Below are 21,028 nucleotides of genomic sequence, written 5' to 3'. Positions count from 1 at the left end.
GGTGACCTATCCCAAACGGCACCCCTTTACCCTAGCAAACTTTTCCGCCGCTATTTGCCCGATCCGTGGCAACAAATCAATTTACCGTCAAGCGCACCTTCTGTACAAAAAACATCCGGCTGCGGAACGATACTGAAATCAGCAGGCATATGACCCTTTTCGATGTGATTAAAAGGAGTGTGCAAATGATGAAATCAGTGGACAGACATCTTTATGGCGGCGGAGAAATGGACTTTTTGGCTTCCAGCATTGCGTTGATGGAGTGGCAGGGGCGAGAGGTGGACGCCGGCAAAGTGGCCGGCAATATGTCGGAGTCGCAAAGCCGCTTGTTCTTTGAACGCCTGAGCTATTTCCGCCAGCTTTATCAGACTTCGAGCGTGGAACACAGCGTATAAACTCCTTACATCCCCTCTCTTTTGGGTGAGGGGATGTTAATCCGCATAACTGTGCAGATTTATACTGACCATACCCCGGTGTTCAGCGTTGCCGGGGAGAATTCCAGATTGCGGCCGCGCCACGGTAGCGCCTGCGAAAAACGCCAAGCACTCTGTATATCGAAGCGCCAGTAGCGTTCCGCACCTTTCACCCCTTGCCCCATCTCCGCTTGCCAGAGGATCTGCGTTTCCCCCTGCAAATGTAAAACATCCCCGCGTTCAAAATCGATAAACAGCAACGCCGCTCGCGGCTGCGCCAACAGATTACCCAGGGTATTCATATAGCGATTACCACGAAAATCCGGTATCCACAGAGTGCTTCCCTCCAGATAGATAAACCCCGGTTTTCCGCCCCGGTGCGAAATATCCACGCCACCTTGCGCCAGCGTGGTATGGGCAGCACTGGCCACAAAACAGGTATCCGCGTTGCGAATCAACGCCTGTGCCGCCGCGTCAAGCCGAGTGAGATATTCAATTGGCGCAGGGTTGGCAGGGGCCGGATACAGCTCGCGCCGCTGAATATACTGCGGACAATTGCCGAAGCTTTGCCTGACTTCGATCTCAAGGCGGTTTTTGTCGGTACGTCCGATCACACCGTTGACGCGGTTACGGCGTCGGTTGCTAAAATCCAGCCCCAGGGCACCTATCGGCTGGCCGGATTGCAGTGCCGCCTGCGCCGGATCGTCGCTGCGGCGTGGGGTGCTGATGCGCAGGTGGGTGCTGTCCGGCGTGCGTAAAAAACCGGGTGGGCCACTAAACAGCGTAGCCACCGGCCAACCCTGCTCGTCCAGCGTGGCGACAAACAGGTAAGGCAGTGCCTCGAAAAACTTGCGGTGCTGGTCGGGCATATTGGGGAAAATACCGCCGCCCACCTGGTCAAATCCGGCCAGGGTCTGGGCACGTAGTTCATCGGGGTGGAACATCTGCGGGATCATCGGATTTACCTCTCGACGGGGTACGGCAGCGACGGCATGGCGAAGAAGCCGGGCAATGCGGCAATGCGCGCTACCCAGCGTTGAATTGCCGGGTAAGGGACCAGCGAAATGCCACCTTCCGGCGCTACGGCCACATAGCTGTAGCAGGCCAGATCGCCAATGGTGGCCTGTTCCGTCGCCAGGAATTGACGTTGGGTCAGATGCTGCTCCATCTGTGGCAGGAAGCGTGCGCTGACGGCCTGCGCGGCCTGATAATCTTCTGGCACCCCAAACTGGGCGATCAAACGAGCGGAAGCCGGCCCATAGCGGACTTCCCCGGCGGCTTTGGACAACCATTCCTGCACCTGTGCGGCCACCGCTGGCGCCTCTGGCAACCAGTGGCTGTCCGGCGCATAGCGTTTGGCCAGATACACCAGAATGGCGTTGCTGTCGGCCAGCGCCAAATCGCCATCGAGCAACACCGGGATCTGGCCGAAAGGGTTCAGGCGCAGAAAGGCTTCGCTTTGGCGCACCGCCGCGGGGGCTTCGATAAATTCATACGGCAGTTCGAGCATCCGCAACAGCAACTCCACGCGGTGGACGTGGCCGGAAAGCGGGGTACCGTACAGTTTTAGCTTTTGCATAATCACACTCCAGAAGGATTTTAATCAGCATACTCTTGCAGTCGGTGAGCGAAATCCGGCAATCTGGAAATTAATAATTTCAATTTATGGAATAGTCTATGGATCGGTTGGACGAACTGGCGATTTTTGTAGCGGTGATCCAGCACGGCAGCCTGGCCGCCGCCGGTCGCAAACTGCGACGTTCCGCCCCGGCAGTGACCCGGGCCATCGCCTCGCTGGAGCAGCGTTTTGGCGCCCGGCTGGTTGAACGCACTACACGGCGGCTGGCCCCGACCGAAGCCGGGTTGCGGCTGGCGGAGCGCGCGCATTTACTGCTGCATGAATACCAGGCGGCGGTACTGGATACGGCGGATACCCAGCTCAGCGGCCTGCTGCGCATTACCTCGCCGGTGCAGTTCGGGCGCAAGCACGTGGCACCGGTAGTCATGGCGTTTCTCGATCTTTATCCGCAGATGCAAATTGAAATGGTGCTCAACGATCGCAACCTGGATTTGATCGACGAGGGGCTGGACGTGGCGGTGCGTATCGGCCATTTGCAGGACTCTTCCCGCGTGGCGCGTCGGTTGGGGCAGGTATCCCGGGTGACGGTCGCCAGTCCGGCCTATCTGGCGCTACGCGGCGAGCCATTGGAACCGGCGCAGTTGGTCGATCATGACACCATCGTCGGCACCCAGCGGGCGTCGCTGCGCGAATGGCGGTTTGGCCCACAGGAAAACGGTGACAGGGTAAGGCTGACGCCGCGCTTGCTGCTCAACGAAGTCGAAACCCAGTTGCTGGCGGCGCGAGCCGGCAAGGGCATCGCCCGGTTGCTGTCGTATCAGGTGGCGGACGATCTGGCAGCGGGGACGCTGGTGCGTTTGCTGCCGGCGTTTGAACCCTTGCCGATGCCGGTGCAGCTGGTGGCGCAAAATAGCCAACGCATGCCGCTAAAGGTGCGGACCTTCTGGGATTATGCCTGGCAGGAATTAAGTCAATTGGCGCAAATTCAGCCGCCGTTAAAATAGCGATTCAGGCTCAATAAGTTTCACTGGCTAAACTTATTGAGCCGCGGGAAAGATTTATATTACCCTGCACGCATTGCTGCTGTTCCCTTCTTGACAATATTATTCCCGGTGCTAATAGTTAACGCATATCTTAAATAATAAACGAAGTTTAATATATGAAACTTTTAGCGGGCAGTTACGATAACGGTTCGACGGTGGACAATGAGGATGAAATTTTGACCTCATTCCAAACTCGCAGTCAGGCGGTTTATCAGCAAGTCCGCAGCGAACGTAATATTGCCTATGGGGATTCACCCCGGGAAGTTTTCGACTGGTTATATACTGACAAGCCGCATCAGGGAACATTAATATTTATTCACGGAGGATATTGGCAATTTTGTTCCAGGGACGACTTTGCCTTTATTGCCACAGTGCCATTGGCGTTGGGTTTTGACGTGGTGCTGCTGGAATATACGCTGGCACCACAGGCCTCGCTTGACGATATTTGTCGGCAAACCGGTGTGGCGCTGAACGCGATTCAACAACGCTTGGCGCCAAATAAACTCGCGCCGGTTTACCTGTGCGGCCATTCCGCCGGGGGGCATCTGGCCAGTTTCTGGCAGCATCATCCTATGGTCGACGTGGTGTTACCGATCAGCGGTATTTTCGAGCTGGAACCCCTGTTAACCACTTACGTTAACCGGCAGTTGCAGTTGACCCTGCAGCAAATTGCCCGCTTAAGCCCGGCGCGCAATATACCCGAACGCATCAAACCGATGACGCTATTTTACGGCGCTGCCGAGTTAGCGGAACTGATTGGCCAGTCGCGACATTATTATGCTGCGCTGCAAGCAAAACAGCTGCCCGTCCGCCTGATTGCGGTCGACGGCGCCAACCATTACAACGTGCTGGATTCACTGTTCGCCAGGGATGGGGCGTTGATCCGCCAGTTAACCACTACGGGGAAATAAACCATGCGTACCATTATCGATACCGGCTTGCCGGAGATTGGCCAACCCTTTTCCTGGGCGACTAAAGGTGGCGGCATGCTGTTCACCGCCCATGGCCCGGTCAGGCCCGACGGCAGCATTGAAACCGGTGAGCCGGAAAAACAAATTACTCTGACCTTTGATAATTTGGCCCGGACGTTAAAGGCGGCAGATAGCCACAGCGATAATGTTCTGCAGGTAATTATTTATCTCACCGATGTGGACGACGTTAAATTACTTGATGAAATTTATAAGCAATATTTTAATTATCCTTACCCTAATCGTTCAACGGTAATTGTTGACAAGCTGGTGGTGCCAGGCATGAAAATAGAAATAACCGTCACTGCTACCGCCTGAAAATAGATAACTATAATCCCCACCTGCAAATTCATTAAATAATGAATTAAGGAATCGCTATGTTTAATCACATTGGCCGTTCGGCGGCCGATCCTATTATGTCGTTGATGGAAGCTTATTTACGGGATGAAAATACGCAGAAAGTTAATCTGGGTATTGGTCTTTATTACGATCAGCAAGGGCGGATCCCGCTGATGCAAGCGGTTGAGGCCGCCGAGCGGCAGTTGCTCGAACAGCGTCGCCCGCATGGATATCCGCCGATAGAAGGCTCGGCGCTGTTTGCCCAGCAGGTGCAGACCTTGTTGTTCGGCGAAGCGGCATCAGCGTCGATTAGCACGGTGCAAACCGTTGGCGGTTCAGGCGCTCTGAAGCTGGTGGCGGATTTTATCCATCACTACCTGTCCCGCCATGATATCTGGGTGTCAGATCCTACCTGGGCCAACCATTGGGCGATCTTCGAGGGCGCCGGGCTGAAGGTACATACCTATCCGTATTTCGATGAGGCCAACGGCGGCCTGCGTTTTGACGCGATGCTCGATACGTTGGACAGCCTGCCGGAAGGCAGCGTGGTGCTGTTGCATCCTTGCTGTCATAACCCGACCGGCACCGATCTCAGCCCGGCGCAATGGCGTGCCACCCTTGAGGTGGTGCAGCGTCGCCGCCTGCTGCCGTTGTTCGATATTGCCTATCAGGGCTTTGGCGACGGTCTGGACGAGGATTGTTTTGCGCTGCGTGAGGCATTGAAAACCGACCTGGAATTTTTGGTCGCCAATTCGTTTTCGAAAAACGTCGCGCTGTATGGCCAGCGGCTGGGGGGGCTTTCGGTCCGCTGCGCCAGCCCGGAGAGTGCGAACAACGTCAAGGGCGCGTTGAAAACCTTGATCCGCCGCAGCTATTCCTGCCCGCCGACTCACGGCAGCCAGATTGTGGAAACGCTGTTGGCGGATGCCAACTTGCGCCAGCAGTGGGAAAGCGAACTGGCCGGCATGCGTCAACGTATCAAACAGATGCGTCAAACCCTGGCTAACGGGCTGGAGCAGGGCGGTTCGCCGTTGGACTACCGGCGCATTCGCGACCAGAAAGGCATGTTCAGTTACACCGGGTTGAACCCGCAACAGCTCGAGCGGCTACGGCAAGATTACGCCATCTATCTGGTGGCCCCCGGCCGCATGTGTTTGCCCGGCCTGAATCAAAACAATGTCGACTACGTGACTGCCGCCATCCTGGATGTCACCCGTACTGCGTGAATAAGGTAGGACCGCCATGAAACAGATGAAAGGTTTTGAAGAAATTGCCCGGCGGCAGGGCGGGTTGAAGAAACAGCTCACCGCCGGGCAGATGACCATGCTGGCGATAGGTGGGGCGATCGGCACCGGGCTGTTTCTTGGTAGTGCCTATGCCATTCAGATGGCCGGCCCCAGCGTCCTGTTGAGCTATTTTATCGGCGGCGTGGTGGCGTTGTTGCTGATGGGATGCCTGGCGGAAATGACCTCTGAACATCCGACGCCGGGCTCTTTTGGTGACTACGCCGAGTTTTACATCAGTCCGCTGTTCGGTTTTCTGGTGCGTTATTCCTACTGGTCCTGCGTAGTGTTGGCGGTGGGCACCGAGGTCACCGCCATCGGTATGTATATGCAGTTCTGGTTCCCGACCACGCCGATTTGGCCCTGGGTGCTGCTGTTTTCTGCGGCAGTCATCGTCATCAATGTGATTGGCGTCAAGTCCTTCGGCCAGGTGGAGTATGCGCTGTCGACCATCAAGGTGGTGGCCATCGCGGCCTTTATCGCCATTGGCATCGGCATTTTGGTGTTTTCCGCTAACCCGGCCTACGGTATTCACAACTTTACCGCCAATGGCGGCTTCTTCCCGTTTGGCGTCAAGGGCATGTGGTTCGCGGTGATCGTGTCGATTTTCAGTTACCTGAGCATTGAGATGATCGCAGTAGCCGCCGGTGAAGCCAAAAACCCGGTGATTGCGGTGAAAACTGCCTTCAAGGGTACCATCTTGCGGCTGTTTATTTTCTATATGCTGTCGATTGCGCTGATGCTGGCGATCGTTCCCTGGCGGCAGTCCGGCACTGGTGAAAGCCCGTTCCTGATGGCGATGAACGTGATCCACCTGCCTGCCGCCGCCGGTATCTTCAACTTTATCGTGCTGGTGGCCGCGCTGTCGGCGATGAACAGCCAGTTGTATATCACCACCCGTATGATGTTCTCACTGTCGCGTGCCGGTCAGGCACCGGCTGCGCTGGGCCGGGTCAGCAAACGCGGCATTCCGGTGAACGCGCTGGCGATGTCCTGCATTGGCATTGTGGTGTCGATCGTGCTGAGCCTGGTTTATCCGGAGAAATCCTTTGCCGCCATGATGTCTATTTCGGTGTACGGCGCTTGCTTTACCTGGCTGATGATTTTTGTCACTCACCTGTTTTTCCGTCGCCAGCATCGCCAAACCCACCTGAAATTTCGCATGTGGGGCTTCCCCTATACCACGCTGGCCGGTGCCGGTTTGATGACCGCACTGTTGATCTCGACGGCGTTCACCGAGTTTTTCAAGATGACGCTGTGGTTCGGCATCCCGTTCACTCTGCTGCTGGTGGCGATCTATTTCTTCTATAGCCGCCATCAGCCGCTGCCCACCGCGATGGAAACGCCGGAGTTAGAGTAAAGTGGTTTGCTGATAATGTCGTTATCTGGCTCTGGCAATAAACCACTTTAACCGGAGAATAAGGGATCTTTCGCAGGTGTAGAGTGGTGTTGCCATGAGCAGTGGGACAGAAAAAATTCAGATTGTCGGCCGAAGCGATAATTCGGCCCAGGGCTGGGTTAGTGGCTTTCTGGGGATGTTGATTTTTAGCGGTTCTTTGCCTGCCACCCGCCTGGCGGTGCAAGAGTTTGATCCCCTTTTCCTGACCGCGTTGCGGGCGGTGCTGGCAGCCATATTGGCGCTGAGCGCGCTGGGGGTAATGCGTCAACGTTGGCCGCAGCGTCAGGACTTTGTGCCGCTGGTGATGGTTGCGATCGGGGTAGTGATCGGTTTCCCGTTGCTGACGGCATTGGCCTTGCAGCACACCACCTCGGCGCATGCGCTGGTGTATATCGGGCTATTGCCGCTGGCGACCGCCTGTTTTGGCGTATTGCGCGGGGGAGAACGCCCGAAAACCGCTTTCTGGCTGTTCTCGGTGTTGGGTAGTCTGTTGGTGGGGGCTTTTGCACTAAGCCAGGGGGCGGGCACTTCCTGGGTTGGTGACCTGCTGATGGTGGCTGCGGTACTGCTTTGCGGCCTGGGCTACGCGGAAGGTGCGGTGCTGACGCGCAGGCTTGGTGGCTGGCAGGTGATCTCCTGGGCGCTGGTGGTGGCCTTGCCGCTGACGGCAGGGGTTGCCGTTTGGGCCGCACCAGCGAGTTGGCCGCAGGTCAGCGTCGGTGCGTGGCTTTCTCTGGGCTATATTTCGCTGTTCAGCATGTGGATTGGTTTTATCTTCTGGTATCGCGGTTTGGCGCTGGGCGGCATTGCCGCCGTGGGGCAGTTACAACTGCTGCAGCCGTTCTTTGGTCTGGCGCTGGCCGCATGGGTGCTGCATGAAAGCATCCAGCCTTCGATGATTGCGGTCATGGCCGGGGTATTGGTTTGCGTGTACGGCGCGAAGCGGTTTTCGCGCTGAATCGGGCATATGATATTGCTCAAGTGAGCGCCCCCTCTCCAGGGGGAGAGGGGATTAGCCGGTGTTAGCCAGGGCCACCAGCACCTGATTCAGCCGTTGGGCGGCGCGATGGATTTGCAACTCATCGTAGCCGCCCAGTCCGAGTATCAAGCCGCTTTTCCCGCTGTCGATGGCATACATCGGCGAAAGTGCGCTGACTGCCACTCCAGCCTCGGCAGCACGGCGAGCGACCCGTTGGTCGTCCAGTCCCGCCTTCAACCACAACACCAGATGCATGCCCTGGCAGCTGGGGTGCAGCGTCGCCAGCTCGGCAGAAACATGGGCATTGATGGCTTCGGTTAATACCCGCCGTTTTTCCGCATACACGCCGCGCATGCGGCGGATATGACGATCCAGATGCCCCTGCGCCATAAAGGCCGCCAGCACGTGTTGATCGGCGCTGGGCGGGTGGCGATCCATCAGCACGCGCGCGCCGCAGAAGGCATCCACCAGTGGCCTGGGCACGATGGCGTAACCCAGCCGCAATGAAGGAAAAAGGATCTTGCTGAAGGTACCAAGGTAGATAACCCGGGCCGGATCCAACCCCTGCAATGAAGGAAACGGATGGCCTGAATAACGCATTTCACTGTCGTAATCATCCTCGACAATCCAGGCCCGGCTCTCTTTGGCCCAGGCCAGCAGTTCGAGCCGACGCGTCATGCTCATTGGCATGCAAAGCGGGTATTGGTGAGAAGGCGTGACAAAAACGGCTTTGGCCTGCGGTGCGATTTGGCTGCCCGCTGCCACGTCTATTCCTTCGGCATCCAGCGGGACTCTGGCCATCAGCCGGTCGCGGAACAGGTGGTTAAAGATGGCGGTAATGCCGTGATAGGCCGGATCCTCCACCCAGGCGGTGTCTCCGGCGTCTAACAGAATTTGCGTCGCCAGATACAACCCTTGTTGGGTGCCGGAAGTGATAATCACCTGTTCCGGCGTACAGAGCACCGAACGGGATTTGCGGACGTATTCACAGACCGCCTTGCGCAACGGCAGTGCCCCCAATGGGTCACCATAACCGGCGGGGGCGCCTGGCCCACGGGCGCGGATGCGGTTGCCGAGACGACGCCAGACGTCATCGGGCGCGGTATCATTGATAGGCACCGAGACGGTGAAGGGGATCGGCGGCAGCGGCCGTAACTGACCGGCAAACTGCGCCAATGCCTGCGCCTGGCTGGAAAGGGGGATGTCACAAATATCAGCCGGGCTGACTGGTGCCGGGGGCTGGCGGTGAAGTGACAGGGCGACGCGGGTGCCCGAACCGGGCTGCGCTTCGAGAAAGCCCTCGGCGGTCAGCTGTTCGAAGGCCGCCAGCACCGTGCCTCTGGCCAACTGCAATGCGCCTGCCAGCACGCGGGTGGAGGGCAGCAGATCGCCAGGTTTAAGTTCGCTTCTGTTGATGGCGGCACGCAATGCCTGAGCAAGCTGCAGACTAAGCTGCCCCGCCTGGCGATCAAGCTCGCCGATGGCGGGGACTTCAACCGTTTTGGCCGTTCTTGGCATCGATTCCGGTCCAGATAAAAAGAGTTAAACAGGGTATTCACTGTAAACCACTTTTTAACGAAATAGCGTATGTCGTGATGCTTAAAGCTGACTTTTTGGGATCAGGTGGTCGCCAAAACTTAAGCGCTGACGGCCCGGTTCGATTTCGCTCAGTGGGGCGACTTCTTGCAGTGAAGATTTACAGCGCAGCACCAAATCATGATATTCGCGCGTGCCGGCCACTTTCCACGCCAGTTCCTGTTCGGTCAGGTCGCGCAATACCCGCGCCGGGCTACCAACCACCAGCTTGTTGGCTTCAATCACCGCGGCGGCCTTAACGAACGCCATGGCACCGACGATGGTGTTTTCACCGATCTCCGCGCCGTCCATAATCACCGCATTCATGCCGACCATGGCGTTACGGCGGATGCGGCAGCCGTGCAGGATTGCGCCGTGGCCGATGTGCCCGTCCTGTTCCACCACGGTGTCCTGCTGCGGAAAGCCGTGCATCACGCAGTTGTCCTGAATATTGGCACCGTCGCCAATCACCAGGCGGCCAAAGTCGCCGCGCAGGCTGGCATTGGGGCCGATATACACCTGTTTGCCGACGATCACATCGCCAATCAATACCGCCGTCGGGTGCACATAACTGCTGGGGTCTACCACTGGCGTCAGGCCATCAATCTGATACACGGGCATAGCAAAAGCTCCTTAAAATGAAGGATCGCGCGGCAGGCCGCCAAAGCGCCGGTAATAGCCGGCCGCCGGGGCGGGCAGGGTGCCGATAGTGGTTTCCGCCAGCGCGCTGACATACTCGGTCGCGGCGCGGTCCACCCGCTGATAAATATTGATACACAGGTTGCGGGCGATCTGCCCCTCCCACTGGGCGGGCAACAAGGCGTCCGGCAGCAGCGGATCTTTAAGCACCACGCGGCGGAAGAAGTGGATCAATAATAGCTTAATCTGGAAACAGCGCTGGGGCGTCAGCAGGGCATCGTCGGTTTCGCGCAGCAACGCCATTAGCGGGCGGAAAGAGACGATAAACTCATGATAATCGGCGGCGACCTCGCCCAGCGCCCAACAGTTGGCCACCAGTTGCTGCAGGGTTTTCTCGGAGCGGTTATAGGGGTAATCGGCACGAAAATAGATCGCTTGTTCGCTGGCGTTAAGCTCGCCAAGCAGGGCGGTGACGTCGGTTTGCGCATGGGTCGGCGCCGCCATCAGGTTATTGGCTATCTGGCCAAAACCCAGCCAGCCCAGCTCTTTTTTCAGCCGTGCCCGCTCGCTTTTCTCCGCGCTTTCCAGCAACAACAGATCCCATTTCCCGTCCCAGGCCGGTGGCTCGCTGAGGTAGATTTTCGACTCGGCGTGGCGGAACTGGCGCATACCCTGTTCGGTCACCCGATAGAAGCTGCGGCGACCGATTTTTTCGACCTCCAGCCAGCCTTCTTTTTGCAGGCGAAATACCGAGGTGCGCACAAAGCGGTCTCCGAAACCCAGCGCTTCCAGCAGTGCGCTCAGGCTGCCGAGCCAAACTTCGCCACCGCGATGACTCAGCGCATCGCCGTACAGGGAGATAATCAGTGAAGTGCCGCTGATCGGCTGGGCGTCTATAGCATGGCGGATAAACTCATCCAGTTTATGTTCCATATTTTTCCATGGGTTACCCGACGGTGAGACACAACATTACCACAAATTCTTAAGGCGTCATCCGTGACGCCAATGGAATCAACGGGGGCGCAGGTCGACCACCCGCTGGGCTTTGCCTTCCGAACGCGGGATATCGCCGCAGTTGGCAATGCTGACGTCGGTGCTGACGCCAATAATCGATTTGATATGGTGACGCAGCTGGTGGCAAATCTCACAGCGCTGCTGATGGCTGAGGCTGAGTGCGGCCTCCTTCAATTCAACGCGTACCGCCAGGGTATCGAGGTGCCCACTGCGGCTGACCTGCAACTGATAATGCGGCGACAGCTGTTCGAACTGCATAATTTGTTCTTCCACCTGCGACGGGAACACATTGACGCCACGGATGATCAGCATGTCGTCGGAGCGACCGGTGATTTTTCCCATCCGGCGCATCTGGCGTGCATCGCCCGGCAGCAGGCGGGTGAGATCGCGGGTGCGGTAGCGGATCACCGGCAGCGCCTCTTTGGTCAGGGTGGTAAACACCAGTTCGCCGTGCTCCCCATCCGGCAGGGCAATGCCGGTTTCCGGGCAGATGATCTCCGGCAGGAAGTGATCTTCCCAGATAGTCGGGCCACCGCCGCTTTCGGCGCACTCCATCGCCACCCCCGGCCCCATCACTTCGGACAGGCCATAGATATCCAGTGCCTTGATGCCCATGCGGCTTTCAATTTCGTGCCGCAGCGCTTCGGTCCAGGGTTCTGCGCCAAACACCCCGAGACGTAATGAACAGCCACGCGCATCGCCGCCCATTTTGCGTTCCAGTTCATCGATCAGCGTTAAACAGTAGGATGGCGTTACCATGATCACGTCGGGTTTGAAATCCAGGATCAGCTGTGCCTGCCGCTCAGTCTGCCCGCCGGACATCGGGATCACCGTGGCCCCCAGTCGCTCCGCGCCGTAATGGGCGCCCAGCCCGCCGGTAAACAGGCCATAACCATAGGCGACATGCACCTTGTCTTTGGCCGTGGCACCGGCGGCGCGCAGGCTGCGGGCGACGATATCGGCCCAGTTATCGATGTCCCGCTGGGTATAGCCGACCACGGTAGGTCGGCCGGTAGTGCCCGACGAGGCGTGAATACGCACCACCTGTTCCATTGGTACGGCGAAGGTATCGAACGGGTAGTTGTCGCGTAAATCCTGTTTGGTGGTGTAGGGAAAACGCGCCAGATCGCTCAACTGCTTAAGATCGTCCGGATGCACGCCTGCCTGATCGAACTTGCGCTTATACATTGGCACATTGTTATAGGCGTGGTGCAACGTCCATTTCAGACGCTCCAGCTGCAGCGCTTCAATTTCATCACGCGAGGCGAACTCAATGGCGTCGAGTGGCGGTGGGTTGGTAGTCATCATTATTAGCCTCGGGGTCAAACTCGCTCAATGATCATGGCGATGCCTTGGCCGACGCCGATGCACATGGTGCAAAGCGCGTAGCGGCCGGAACGCCGTTCCAGTTCAAACAAGGCGGCCAGCGCCAGGCGTGCACCGCTCATCCCCAGCGGGTGGCCAAGGGCAATAGCGCCACCGTTGGGATTCACCTGCGGGGCGTCGTCCGGCAGGCCAAGCTGGCGCAGTACCGCCAACGCCTGGGCGGCAAAGGCCTCATTCAGTTCGATCACGTCCATTTGCGCCAGGCTTAGCCCGGCTAACTCCAGTACCTTGCGGGTGGCCGGCAGTGGGCCGATCCCCATCAAGCCGGGTTCGACGCCGCAGGTGGCGGTGGCGACGATACGTGCGCGCGGGGTGAGGCCCTGACTGACGGCGATTGCCTCGGAGGCAACAATCAGAGCCGCTGCGCCGTCGTTTAAGCCAGAGGCGTTACCGGCGGTCACGGTACCGGCTTGGCGGAACGGCGTTTTCAGCGCCTGCAATTGTTCCAGCCGGGTGTCTGCGCGCGGGTGTTCGTCTTGGCTGAACAACGTCACCGCACCTTTTTTACCGCTGAGGCTGACCGGCACTATCTCCTGCGCCAGTAAACCTGATTCTTGCGCCCGGGCGGCGCGTTGCTGGCTGCGCAGCGCGAAGGCGTCCTGATCGGCGCGGCTGATGTTGAACTGCGCCGCCACGTTTTCGGCGGTTTCCGGCATCGAGTCGGTGCCGAACTGCGCCTGCATCAGCGGATTGATAAAGCGCCAGCCCAGAGTGGTGTCATACAGTTGCGCCTGACGGCTGAAAGCGCTGTCGGCTTTGCCCATCACCAGCGGGGCGCGGGTCATTGATTCTGCGCCGCCGGCCAGCACCAGCCCGGCTTCACCGGCCTTGATGCTGCGAGCCGCCATGGCCAGTGCGTCCAGCCCCGAACCGCACAGGCGATTGACGGTAGTGCCGGAAACGTTCACCGGCAGGCCGGCCAGCAATACTGCCATCCGGGCCAGATTGCGGTTGTCTTCCCCGGCCTGATTGGCGCAGCCGAGGATCACGTCATCGACCAATGACCAGTCCACCTGTGGGTGGCGAGCTAACAGGGCACGCAGCGGCAGCGCGGCCAAATCATCGGCACGCACGTTGGCCAATGCGCCGCCGTAGCGGCCAATCGGCGTACGAACGCCATCGCAGATAAACGCCTGACTCATGGTTGTTCCCCTAAAATGGCATGGCCGAGGCGATGTGCCCGCCCGCGGAACCAGGCGACGGTCTTGCCCAGTTGGTTGACGATTTCGACGTCATACAGCCCGGTGGTTTTACCCTGATGGCGTACCTCGGCGCTGGCAGTCAGGCGATCGCCGGCCAGCGCCGGGCGAATAAACTCGATATTGCAGCCAGAGGCCACTGCCGCCAGCCCCTGACTGTTGCAGGCATAGGCGAAGGCGGTGTCCGCCAGGCTGAACAGTTGGCCGCCGTGGCAGGTCTGGTGGCCGTTGAGCATCTGCGGGCCGACGGTCATGCTGACCCGGGCGAAACCGGCATCAACCGCATCCACCCGCATCCCCATCGCCTGGGCACAGGTATCCTGTTGAAACATCTGTTCGGCGCAGCGTTGCGCCAGTGCCTGTGGCGTATTGGCGTTCATGGTTGGGCTCCTGAAGAGAGGGATGCGTAATGACGCAGCAGCGGCATTGGGCGATAACGTGGCTCACCATAGTAGAGTTGCAGGTTTTCCAGCGTGGTCAGGATGTGTTGCCAACCCAGAGACGTCCCCCATTCCAGCGGGCCGCGTGGGTAATTGACGCCGTAGCGCATGGCGTGGTCGGTATCCTCGGCACTGGCGACGCCCTTGTTGACCACGTCAAGCGCCTCATTGGCCAACATGGCGAGGGTGCGCATCACCAACAGGCCGGGATAGTCCGGCAAAGCGATCACCTTCTTGCCGAGAGATTGCAGCAGACGGACGATGGTGGCGTTGTGCCTGGCATCGTTTTGCGCGGCGCAGCTGATAGCAACGGTGGTGGCCTGCGAGTAGTCGGCAGACAGATCAAACAGCACCACGGGGGTTGCGGTTTCATCGGCCACCTGGCTGGCTGTTTTACCATTAGTTAACATAAGTGTAACTTCATCGATCCGGGCGTAGGCGCTGGTCTGGCCAGATTGTTTGATCGACTGCGCATTTCCGCTCAGTAATTTGCTCAGTAGTGCAATACCAGCGGCATCGCCATGCAGTGTGATGCTGCGCGGCAATGCTGCCGTAGAGGCAGGCAGAACGGCAGCGACCGGCGGCTGATGATCGCCATAGCGATAAAAACCACGGCCACTTTTGCGGCCAAGACGCCCGGCCGCCACCAGTTCCTGCTGTACCAGCGACGGGGTAAAACGGGGATCCTGGAAGAAAGCCTGAAACACCGATTCGGTCACGGCGTAGTTGATATCCTGACCAATCATGTCGGTCAGTTGCATTGGCCCCATGGCGAAGCCACCCGCGTCGCGTATCACCGCATCCAGCGTGGCGGCGTCGGCGACCTGTTCTTCCAGCGCGCGCAGGGCCTCGGCATAAAACGGCCGTGCTACCCGGTTAACGATAAACCCCGGCGTGGAGCGGCACAGCACGCTTTGTTTGCCCCATTGCCGGGTTAGCCTTTGCAGTGTGGCGACGGTTTCGGCGCTGGTGTCCAGCCCACTGACGATCTCCACCAGCTTCATCAGCGGTGCCGGGTTGAAGAAGTGCAGCCCGGCCAGACGCTGTGGATGTTGCAGCGCACCGGCGATGGCGGTTATCGACAGTGAGGAGGTGTTGCTGGCAAACAGCGTGGCGGGTGAGCACAGCGCTTCCAGATCGCGGAACAGGCTTTGTTTGATTGCCAGCTTTTCCGCCACCGCTTCTATCACCAGACCGCTGTCGGCCAGCGAGTTAAGCGACTCTGCCGGCTGAATGCGCGCCAGCAGGGCTTCGGTGGTGGTGGCATCGGCCTTGCCGGCCGCAACACGCTGACGCAGCCGTTGGGCGAGAGCGCCGAGTGCCTGCCGGGCAGCAGAGGCGGCAATATCAAACAGCTGCACCTGATGCCCGGCGGCGGCGGCCACCTGAGCGATACCGATGCCCATGGTACCGGCACCAATCACCGCCACCCTGAGGTTTAAGTTCGGCTGGTCCATGGTTATTTCCCGCTGAAATTGGGCGCGCGTTTGGCGAAGAAGGCGCTGACGCCCTCGCGGTAGTCGTCGCTGCGACCGCCAAGACGTTGCAGATCGCGTTCCAGATCCAACTGTTGGTCAAGGCTGTTGTTGGCCGAACTGTAGAGGGCTTTTTTAATCAGTCCCAGCCCATAGGTTGGCTGAGTAGCCAGGTGTTGCGCCAGCGTTTGGCTGGTGGCGGCCAGTTCATCCGCAACAACCACCTGCCAGATCATGCCCCAGGCCAGCGCTTGCTGTGCGCTGACTTTGTCACCCAGCATCGCCATGCCCATGGCACGGGCGTGGCCTGCCAGGCGTGGCAGGAACCAACTGCCGCCAGAGTCCGGCACCAGTCCCAGACGGCAGAAGGACTGGATAAAGTTGGCGTTATCGGCGGCAATGACGATGTCGCAAGCCAGCGCCAAAGCGGCTCCGGCACCCGCGGCCACGCCGTTGACGGCGCATACCACCGGTTTTGGCAAGGCGGTCAGGCGGCGGATCAGTGGGTTGTAGAAACGTTCTACCGACAGGCCGAGATCCGGCGCCTGTTGCTCAACGCTAACGTTGCGATCGTTCAGATCCTGTCCGGCGCAAAAACCACGCCCGGCACCGGTGATCAGCAGGCAGCGCACGGTTTCGTCGCGTTCGGCGAGGGTCAGCGCTTCGCTAAGCTGGCGGTGCATCTCGTCGTTAAAACTGTTGAGCCGATCGGGCCGGTTAAGAGTCAGGGTCAACACCCCGGCTTCCAGATGGGTGAGAATCAATGCGTTATCCATAAATCAGCGCCCCTGATAGTTTGGCGTACGTTTTTCGAAGAAGGCGGCGATGCCTTCACGGCGATCGTCGGTGGCAGCCAGGGTGACAAACTGCTGGCGCTCGATGGCCAGCCCCTGGCTAAGGCCGGTTTCTTCAGCCTGTTTCAATGCCTGCTTGGCGGCGCGTAATGCCAGCGGCGCCTGCAGGCTGATGCGTTCGGCAACCTGTTGCGTGCGCTCCAGCGTCAGAGCATCGACACAGACTTCACTGACCAGGCCACTTTGCAGTGCGCAACTGGCGTTGATCGCTTCACCGGTCAGCACCATCTGGCTGGCGCGAGACTTGCCGACGCAGCGGATCAAACGCTGGGTGCCCCCGGCGCCTGGCATCAGGCCGAGGGTGATTTCCGGCAGGCCAAAACGGGCGCTTTCGCCGCAGATAACGATGTCGCAGGCCAATGCCAATTCACAACCGGCACCCAGCGCATAGCCGTTGACCGCCGCCAGCAGCGGTTTGCTTAATTGGGCCAGGCGCTGCCACAACAGCGGACGGCGATCCGTCAACGTGGCGGGCAAGTCTTGTTTTTGCAGCTCGCGCAGGTCGGCACCGGCGGCAAAGAAGCGGGGCGCGCCGGTAATCACCACTGCGCCAACGGTGGCATCGGCATCGGCCTGTTCCAGCCAATAAACCAACTGTTCCAGACACGGGGTGCTCAGGGCGTTGCGCGCCTCTGGGCGATGCAGTGTCAGTGTCACCACTCGCTGGTGTTGCTGTCGCAGGACAAAAGGGGTTTCCATCGGCGGCTCCTATACGTCAAAGTCCAATACCACACCGTCGCCACGCGGCCACGACTGACAACTCAATACGTAGCCCGCCGCCAGCTGATCCGGCTCCAGGCTGTAGTTAACCGCCATATCCACCTGACCGGCCTTTAACCGGCACTTGCAGGTCGCACACACTCCGCCTTTGCAGGCGTAGGGCAGGTCAGCACCCTGACGCAGCGCCGCATCCAGAATGCTGTCATCCTGGGCGCCTACTTCGATATCCAGCCGACGGCCATCGAGCAAAATTTCGATCCGGGTGGCGTTGCGGTTGGCGTCATTGACCGGCCGGGCAACCATGCCGCTGGTGTTAAAACGTTCGCTGTGAATGTGTCCGGCGGGCATGCCAGCCTGTTCAAGTACGCTCTGGGCGTCGTCCATCATGCTTTCAGGCCCGCAGATAAAGGCGTGGTCATAGTCGCGGTAATTGAGTAATGCACCGCCGATCGCCAGCAGGTGCTCACGGTCGATGCGGCCGCTGAGCAGTGGGCTATCAAGATTTTCCTGGCTGAACAGGTACAGCGGCTGAAAACGCTGGGGATAGCGGTTCTTCAGATCGGACAGTGCTTCTTTGAACATCACCGAGCGGCTGCTGCGGTTGCCGTAAATCAGCGTGAAACTGCTGTTTGGCTCGAGTTGCAACGTAGCCTTGATGATCGACAGCATCGGCGTAATGCCGGAACCGGCCGCAATCGCCAGATAGTTACCGCTGTTTTCCGCCTGCGGTTGATAGCCGAATCGCCCTTGTGGCACCATCACTTCCAGTGCGTCGCCGACCAACAGCCGCTGGTTAACGAACGAAGAGAAGCGGCCCTGATGAATGGCTTTAACGCCGATCTGCAGCAAACCTTCCTGCGGCGAGCTGCAAATGGAGTAGCAGCGGCGCAGCTCTTCGCCGTCGACCAGCGCCTTCAACGTCAGGTGCTGGCCGGGCGTATAGCAATAGTGACTTTTCAGTTCTTCGGGTACCCGCAGAGTGATGGCTACGGCGTCCGGCGTTTCGCGCTCGATGGCGGCGACGTTCAGGCGATGGAAGACCGTCATGGTTATTCCTAAATGCATTTGAAGTAGTCGAAGGGTTCACGGCAATCGCAACAGCGGTACAGCGCCTTACAGGCGGTGGAGCCGAATTCGCTGATTTTCTCGCTGTGGGTGCTGCCGCATCGCGGGCAGGGTACCGGGCCGTGCGCCTGGGGTTTGTCGCAGGTATGGCCCTGTGGCGGCGCGACGCCATATTCCCGCAGCCGCTCACGCGCAGCCGCATTCATCCAGTCGGTAGTCCAGGCCGGACTAAGGCGGATATCCACTTTTACCGGGCTGAAACCGGCCGCGGTCAACTGCTGTTCGATCGCTTCGAGCAGGAACTCGGTGGCGGGGCAGCCGGAATAGGTCGGCGTGAAGGTAATGCGCCAGCCGCAGCCGTCGGCTACTACGTCACGCACCATGCCCAGATCGGTAATCGACAGCACCGGCAGTTCCGGATCGCTGATCTGTTGCAGGCAGTGCCAGATTTGCGGGATTTCGGCGGCTTGCAGCCGGGTAATGTTCATGACGGCCTCCTACCAGTTCGCGTTGGGATAGGCGCGTTGCAGAAACTGCATCTCCGCCAATAACGGGCCGAGGTGCTCGCTGTGCCGTCCCTGTTTGCCACCGTGACGGAAGGCCTGTTCGGCCGGTAACTGCAGGCCGGCCTGTTGCAAGGTGTCGCTCACCCCTGCCAGCCACGGCGCCTCGAGCTGGCGTGGATCGGCGGCGATGCCCTGTTCCGCCAGCTGCAGTTCCAGCTCGTCGGCGTGGAACAGTTCGGCGGTAAAACGCCACAGATTATCCAGTGACTGCTGAATTTTTTGCCGGCTGAGCGGGCTGCCGTCACCCAGGCGGATCATCCAACCACGGCTGAAACGCAGGTGGTAATGGGCTTCTTTCAGTGACTTGGCGGCGATGGCAGCCAACTGTGCATTGCTGCTGCTGCTCAATGCCTGATGCAGTTGCACGTGGTAGGTGTCAATCAGGAACTGGCGCACCAGGGTGTCGTTGAAACCGCCGTTGGGCTGTTCCGCCAGCAGCAGGTTGTGAAACTCGCGCTCGTCACGGCCGAAGGCCAGGCGATCTTCACTGTATTGCGGCCCGGTCAGTTCGGCGGCGTAGCCGAGGAAGTTGCGCGCCTGGCCGAGCAGGTCCAGGCCGATGTTCGCCAGCGCCAGGTCAATTTCCAGCTCCGGCGCGTGGCCGCACCAGCCGCACAGCCGCTGTGCGAGGATCAGTGGCGTATCGCCCTGACGCAGAACATAAGTGATGAGTGGATCGTTATTAAAGGTCATGGTCGCCCCTACATGTTCTTGATGCCGTCGGGAATGGTGTAGAACGTCGGGTGACGGTAAATCTTGTCATCGGACGGATCGAAGAAGGCTTCACGATCTTCCGGCTGCGAGGCGATCAGATGGCTGGACTGCACCACCCAGATTGAGCAACCTTCGTTGCGGCGGGTATAGGCGTCGCGAGCGTTTTCCAGTGCCATCTGGTCATCGGCGGCGTGCAGACTGCCGACGTGACGGTGCGCCAGCCCTTGTTTGCTGCGGATAAACACTTCATACAGCGGCCATTCAACGTGTGTCATCATCGGTTCCTTATGCGGCGGTTGAGGTGTTTTTGGCCGCGTGGGCCAGGGCGCCTTCACGCACCCAGGCACCTTCGTCCCAGGCGCGGCGTTTGGCCTGCAGCCGTTCGTGGTTGCATTGCCCGCGGCCTTTAATCACCTCGTGAAGTTCACTCCAGTCGATTTCGCCAAAGCGATAGTGGCCGCTGGCTTCATCCCAGGCCAAATCGGCATCCGGGGCGCTCATCCCCAGGGCTTCCAGCTGCGGCACGGTATTGTCGACAAACTTCTGCCGCAGCTCGTCGTTGCTGTGGCGCTTGATCTTCCAGGCCATGCTTTGTGCGCTGTGTGGTGAATCGGTGTCGCTTGGGCCGAACATCATCAGCACCGGCCACCAGAAGCGATTAATCGCGTCCTGCAGCATGGCTTTTTGCTGTTCGCTACCCTTGGCCATCGCCATCACCGCCTCATACCCCTGGCGCTGGTGGAAGCTCTCTTCCTTGCAAATTTTCACCATCGCTCGGGCGTAAGGGCCATAAGAAGCGCGGCACAGCGCCACCTGGTTGACGATAGCCGCGCCGTCGACCAGCCAGCCGATCACCCCGATATCTGCCCAGTTGAGCGTCGGATAATTGAAGATCGAAGAGTATTTCATCTTGCCGTCGAGCATTTTCTGGTAGATGTCCTGGCGCGAGCAGCCCAGGGTTTCGGCGGCGCTGTACAGATACAGACCGTGTCCGGCTTCGTCTTGCACCTTGGCCAGTAACACCGCCTTGCGGCGCAGCGTTGGTGCTCGCGTCAGCCAGTTGGCCTCCGGCAACATGCCCACCACTTCGGAATGGGCATGCTGGCCAATCTGACGGATCAGGTTTTGGCGGTAGGCATCCGGCATCCAGTCTTTGGCCTCAATGGAGATATCCGCCGCAATCTTGTCGTCGAAGTGTTGCTGATATTGCGCGTCAGTTGTCATGCTTGCCTCTTGGTGATTCGTATTTTCCACATTAAATATAAAAATGTGAATCACGTTAACTAACCATAAGGCTACAAACTGATAACAAAAAGATCAAACGACATTTATGTGGTTTTGCGATGTCACTCACAGGTGTTTTTACTATTCTACTGTT

The 21,028-nt window shown here is 59.0% G+C and carries 23 protein-coding genes; 7 read left to right on the top strand and 16 right to left on the bottom strand.

The window, feature by feature from the left end:
• The first annotated feature begins 185 nt into the window (after positions 1 to 185).
• Positions 186 to 395: a glycogen synthase gene (locus SERS4_RS0116545; protein ID WP_017893325.1), complete on the top strand. Its 210-nt coding sequence runs from the start codon at positions 186 to 188 to the stop codon at positions 393 to 395.
• 59 nt (positions 396 to 454) lie between these two features.
• On the opposite strand, the gene SERS4_RS0116540 is transcribed toward SERS4_RS0116545, so the two are convergent.
• Complete coding sequence (locus SERS4_RS0116540; protein WP_017893324.1) at positions 455 to 1,369, bottom strand: pyridoxamine 5'-phosphate oxidase family protein; 915 nt, start codon at positions 1,367 to 1,369, stop codon at positions 455 to 457.
• Positions 1,370 to 1,374: 5 nt separating this feature from the next.
• Complete coding sequence (locus SERS4_RS0116535; RefSeq protein ID WP_017893323.1) at positions 1,375 to 1,992, bottom strand: glutathione S-transferase; 618 nt, start codon at positions 1,990 to 1,992, stop codon at positions 1,375 to 1,377.
• Between the two features lie 98 nt (positions 1,993 to 2,090).
• On the opposite strand from SERS4_RS0116535, the gene SERS4_RS0116530 reads away from it, so the two are divergent.
• The 6 genes from SERS4_RS0116530 to SERS4_RS0116505 all read left to right on the top strand — a co-directional run bounded on the left by SERS4_RS0116530 (position 2,091) and on the right by SERS4_RS0116505 (position 7,982).
• Positions 2,091 to 2,996: a LysR family transcriptional regulator gene (locus SERS4_RS0116530; protein ID WP_012145811.1), complete on the top strand. Its 906-nt coding sequence runs from the start codon at positions 2,091 to 2,093 to the stop codon at positions 2,994 to 2,996.
• 155 nt (positions 2,997 to 3,151) lie between these two features.
• Complete coding sequence (locus tag SERS4_RS0116525; RefSeq protein ID WP_017893322.1) at positions 3,152 to 3,946, top strand: alpha/beta hydrolase; 795 nt, start codon at positions 3,152 to 3,154, stop codon at positions 3,944 to 3,946.
• Between the two features lie 3 nt (positions 3,947 to 3,949).
• Complete coding sequence (locus SERS4_RS0116520; RefSeq protein WP_017893321.1) at positions 3,950 to 4,321, top strand: RidA family protein; 372 nt, start codon at positions 3,950 to 3,952, stop codon at positions 4,319 to 4,321.
• 59 nt (positions 4,322 to 4,380) lie between these two features.
• A complete protein-coding gene (locus tag SERS4_RS0116515) occupies positions 4,381 to 5,568 on the top strand; it encodes an amino acid aminotransferase (RefSeq protein ID WP_017893320.1) in 1,188 nt (395 codons plus the stop codon).
• A 16-nt stretch (positions 5,569 to 5,584) separates the two neighbouring features.
• Positions 5,585 to 6,985 carry an amino acid permease gene (locus tag SERS4_RS0116510; protein ID WP_012145807.1) on the top strand — a complete coding sequence of 467 codons (1,401 nt, stop codon included), beginning with the start codon at positions 5,585 to 5,587 and terminating at the stop codon, positions 6,983 to 6,985.
• A gap of 94 nt (positions 6,986 to 7,079) precedes the next feature.
• Positions 7,080 to 7,982 (top strand): DMT family transporter, encoded by a 903-nt coding sequence (locus SERS4_RS0116505; protein ID WP_017893319.1) that lies wholly within the window; start codon positions 7,080 to 7,082, stop codon positions 7,980 to 7,982.
• Between the two features lie 54 nt (positions 7,983 to 8,036).
• Here SERS4_RS0116505 and SERS4_RS0116500 read toward each other — a convergent pair whose 3' ends face one another.
• From SERS4_RS0116500 to paaA, 14 genes are all read right to left on the bottom strand, one after another.
• The gene (locus tag SERS4_RS0116500; RefSeq protein WP_017893318.1) at positions 8,037 to 9,521 is read right to left on the bottom strand and encodes a PLP-dependent aminotransferase family protein; all 1,485 of its coding nucleotides are present in this window, start codon (positions 9,519 to 9,521) and stop codon (positions 8,037 to 8,039) included.
• Positions 9,522 to 9,602: 81 nt separating this feature from the next.
• Positions 9,603 to 10,199, bottom strand: a complete 597-nt coding sequence (gene paaY, locus SERS4_RS0116495; RefSeq protein ID WP_017893317.1) for a phenylacetic acid degradation protein PaaY — start codon at positions 10,197 to 10,199, stop codon at positions 9,603 to 9,605.
• A gap of 12 nt (positions 10,200 to 10,211) precedes the next feature.
• The gene (paaX, locus tag SERS4_RS0116490; RefSeq protein ID WP_017893316.1) at positions 10,212 to 11,150 is read right to left on the bottom strand and encodes a phenylacetic acid degradation operon negative regulatory protein PaaX; all 939 of its coding nucleotides are present in this window, start codon (positions 11,148 to 11,150) and stop codon (positions 10,212 to 10,214) included.
• Between the two features lie 78 nt (positions 11,151 to 11,228).
• The gene (paaK, locus tag SERS4_RS0116485) at positions 11,229 to 12,536 is read right to left on the bottom strand and encodes a phenylacetate--CoA ligase PaaK (RefSeq protein ID WP_017893315.1); all 1,308 of its coding nucleotides are present in this window, start codon (positions 12,534 to 12,536) and stop codon (positions 11,229 to 11,231) included.
• A gap of 17 nt (positions 12,537 to 12,553) precedes the next feature.
• Positions 12,554 to 13,759, bottom strand: coding sequence for a 3-oxoadipyl-CoA thiolase (pcaF, locus tag SERS4_RS0116480; protein WP_017893314.1), 1,206 nt, complete (start codon positions 13,757 to 13,759; stop codon positions 12,554 to 12,556).
• Positions 13,756 to 14,196, bottom strand: coding sequence for a hydroxyphenylacetyl-CoA thioesterase PaaI (gene paaI / locus SERS4_RS0116475; protein ID WP_012145801.1), 441 nt, complete (start codon positions 14,194 to 14,196; stop codon positions 13,756 to 13,758). The genes pcaF and paaI overlap by 4 nt, the downstream gene beginning before the upstream one ends.
• Positions 14,193 to 15,713 carry a 3-hydroxyacyl-CoA dehydrogenase gene (locus SERS4_RS0116470; protein ID WP_017893313.1) on the bottom strand — a complete coding sequence of 507 codons (1,521 nt, stop codon included), beginning with the start codon at positions 15,711 to 15,713 and terminating at the stop codon, positions 14,193 to 14,195. The genes paaI and SERS4_RS0116470 overlap by 4 nt, the downstream gene beginning before the upstream one ends.
• A gap of 2 nt (positions 15,714 to 15,715) precedes the next feature.
• Positions 15,716 to 16,507, bottom strand: a complete 792-nt coding sequence (paaG, locus tag SERS4_RS0116465) for a 2-(1,2-epoxy-1,2-dihydrophenyl)acetyl-CoA isomerase PaaG (protein ID WP_017893312.1) — start codon at positions 16,505 to 16,507, stop codon at positions 15,716 to 15,718.
• Between the two features lie 3 nt (positions 16,508 to 16,510).
• Positions 16,511 to 17,284 carry a 2,3-dehydroadipyl-CoA hydratase PaaF gene (gene paaF / locus SERS4_RS0116460; RefSeq protein WP_017893311.1) on the bottom strand — a complete coding sequence of 258 codons (774 nt, stop codon included), beginning with the start codon at positions 17,282 to 17,284 and terminating at the stop codon, positions 16,511 to 16,513.
• Between the two features lie 9 nt (positions 17,285 to 17,293).
• The gene (paaE, locus tag SERS4_RS0116455; protein WP_017893310.1) at positions 17,294 to 18,352 is read right to left on the bottom strand and encodes a 1,2-phenylacetyl-CoA epoxidase subunit PaaE; all 1,059 of its coding nucleotides are present in this window, start codon (positions 18,350 to 18,352) and stop codon (positions 17,294 to 17,296) included.
• 8 nt (positions 18,353 to 18,360) lie between these two features.
• A complete protein-coding gene (gene paaD / locus SERS4_RS0116450; RefSeq protein ID WP_017893309.1) occupies positions 18,361 to 18,858 on the bottom strand; it encodes a 1,2-phenylacetyl-CoA epoxidase subunit PaaD in 498 nt (165 codons plus the stop codon).
• A gap of 9 nt (positions 18,859 to 18,867) precedes the next feature.
• Positions 18,868 to 19,629, bottom strand: coding sequence for a 1,2-phenylacetyl-CoA epoxidase subunit PaaC (paaC, locus tag SERS4_RS0116445; protein WP_017893308.1), 762 nt, complete (start codon positions 19,627 to 19,629; stop codon positions 18,868 to 18,870).
• A gap of 8 nt (positions 19,630 to 19,637) precedes the next feature.
• A complete protein-coding gene (paaB, locus tag SERS4_RS0116440) occupies positions 19,638 to 19,925 on the bottom strand; it encodes a 1,2-phenylacetyl-CoA epoxidase subunit PaaB (RefSeq protein WP_017893307.1) in 288 nt (95 codons plus the stop codon).
• Between the two features lie 10 nt (positions 19,926 to 19,935).
• The gene (paaA, locus tag SERS4_RS0116435; RefSeq protein WP_012145793.1) at positions 19,936 to 20,874 is read right to left on the bottom strand and encodes a 1,2-phenylacetyl-CoA epoxidase subunit PaaA; all 939 of its coding nucleotides are present in this window, start codon (positions 20,872 to 20,874) and stop codon (positions 19,936 to 19,938) included.
• Positions 20,875 to 21,028 lie beyond the last annotated feature (154 nt).

This window comes from Serratia sp. S4, assembly GCF_000347995.1.
Classification (GTDB): domain Bacteria; phylum Pseudomonadota; class Gammaproteobacteria; order Enterobacterales; family Enterobacteriaceae; genus Serratia; species Serratia quinivorans.
This window is presented reverse-complemented; position numbering and strand designations above follow the sequence as displayed.

What these genes read in the sequence shown, in the direction of transcription:
- SERS4_RS0116545 (WP_017893325.1), top strand. Translation starts at nt 186, where the DNA reads ATGATGAAATCAGTGGACAGACATCTTTATGGCGGCGGAGAAATGGAC.
- SERS4_RS0116540 (WP_017893324.1), bottom strand. Translation starts at nt 1,369, where the DNA reads ATGATCCCGCAGATGTTCCACCCCGATGAACTACGTGCCCAGACCCTG.
- SERS4_RS0116535 (WP_017893323.1), bottom strand. Translation starts at nt 1,992, where the DNA reads ATGCAAAAGCTAAAACTGTACGGTACCCCGCTTTCCGGCCACGTCCAC.
- SERS4_RS0116530 (WP_012145811.1), top strand. Translation starts at nt 2,091, where the DNA reads ATGGATCGGTTGGACGAACTGGCGATTTTTGTAGCGGTGATCCAGCAC.
- SERS4_RS0116525 (WP_017893322.1), top strand. Translation starts at nt 3,152, where the DNA reads ATGAAACTTTTAGCGGGCAGTTACGATAACGGTTCGACGGTGGACAAT.
- SERS4_RS0116520 (WP_017893321.1), top strand. Translation starts at nt 3,950, where the DNA reads ATGCGTACCATTATCGATACCGGCTTGCCGGAGATTGGCCAACCCTTT.
- SERS4_RS0116515 (WP_017893320.1), top strand. Translation starts at nt 4,381, where the DNA reads ATGTTTAATCACATTGGCCGTTCGGCGGCCGATCCTATTATGTCGTTG.
- SERS4_RS0116510 (WP_012145807.1), top strand. Translation starts at nt 5,585, where the DNA reads ATGAAACAGATGAAAGGTTTTGAAGAAATTGCCCGGCGGCAGGGCGGG.
- SERS4_RS0116505 (WP_017893319.1), top strand. Translation starts at nt 7,080, where the DNA reads ATGAGCAGTGGGACAGAAAAAATTCAGATTGTCGGCCGAAGCGATAAT.
- SERS4_RS0116500 (WP_017893318.1), bottom strand. Translation starts at nt 9,521, where the DNA reads ATGCCAAGAACGGCCAAAACGGTTGAAGTCCCCGCCATCGGCGAGCTT.
- paaY (WP_017893317.1), bottom strand. Translation starts at nt 10,199, where the DNA reads ATGCCCGTGTATCAGATTGATGGCCTGACGCCAGTGGTAGACCCCAGC.
- paaX (WP_017893316.1), bottom strand. Translation starts at nt 11,150, where the DNA reads ATGGAACATAAACTGGATGAGTTTATCCGCCATGCTATAGACGCCCAG.
- paaK (WP_017893315.1), bottom strand. Translation starts at nt 12,536, where the DNA reads ATGACTACCAACCCACCGCCACTCGACGCCATTGAGTTCGCCTCGCGT.
- pcaF (WP_017893314.1), bottom strand. Translation starts at nt 13,759, where the DNA reads ATGAGTCAGGCGTTTATCTGCGATGGCGTTCGTACGCCGATTGGCCGC.
- paaI (WP_012145801.1), bottom strand. Translation starts at nt 14,196, where the DNA reads ATGAACGCCAATACGCCACAGGCACTGGCGCAACGCTGCGCCGAACAG.
- SERS4_RS0116470 (WP_017893313.1), bottom strand. Translation starts at nt 15,713, where the DNA reads ATGGACCAGCCGAACTTAAACCTCAGGGTGGCGGTGATTGGTGCCGGT.
- paaG (WP_017893312.1), bottom strand. Translation starts at nt 16,507, where the DNA reads ATGGATAACGCATTGATTCTCACCCATCTGGAAGCCGGGGTGTTGACC.
- paaF (WP_017893311.1), bottom strand. Translation starts at nt 17,284, where the DNA reads ATGGAAACCCCTTTTGTCCTGCGACAGCAACACCAGCGAGTGGTGACA.
- paaE (WP_017893310.1), bottom strand. Translation starts at nt 18,352, where the DNA reads ATGACGGTCTTCCATCGCCTGAACGTCGCCGCCATCGAGCGCGAAACG.
- paaD (WP_017893309.1), bottom strand. Translation starts at nt 18,858, where the DNA reads ATGAACATTACCCGGCTGCAAGCCGCCGAAATCCCGCAAATCTGGCAC.
- paaC (WP_017893308.1), bottom strand. Translation starts at nt 19,629, where the DNA reads ATGACCTTTAATAACGATCCACTCATCACTTATGTTCTGCGTCAGGGC.
- paaB (WP_017893307.1), bottom strand. Translation starts at nt 19,925, where the DNA reads ATGACACACGTTGAATGGCCGCTGTATGAAGTGTTTATCCGCAGCAAA.
- paaA (WP_012145793.1), bottom strand. Translation starts at nt 20,874, where the DNA reads ATGACAACTGACGCGCAATATCAGCAACACTTCGACGACAAGATTGCG.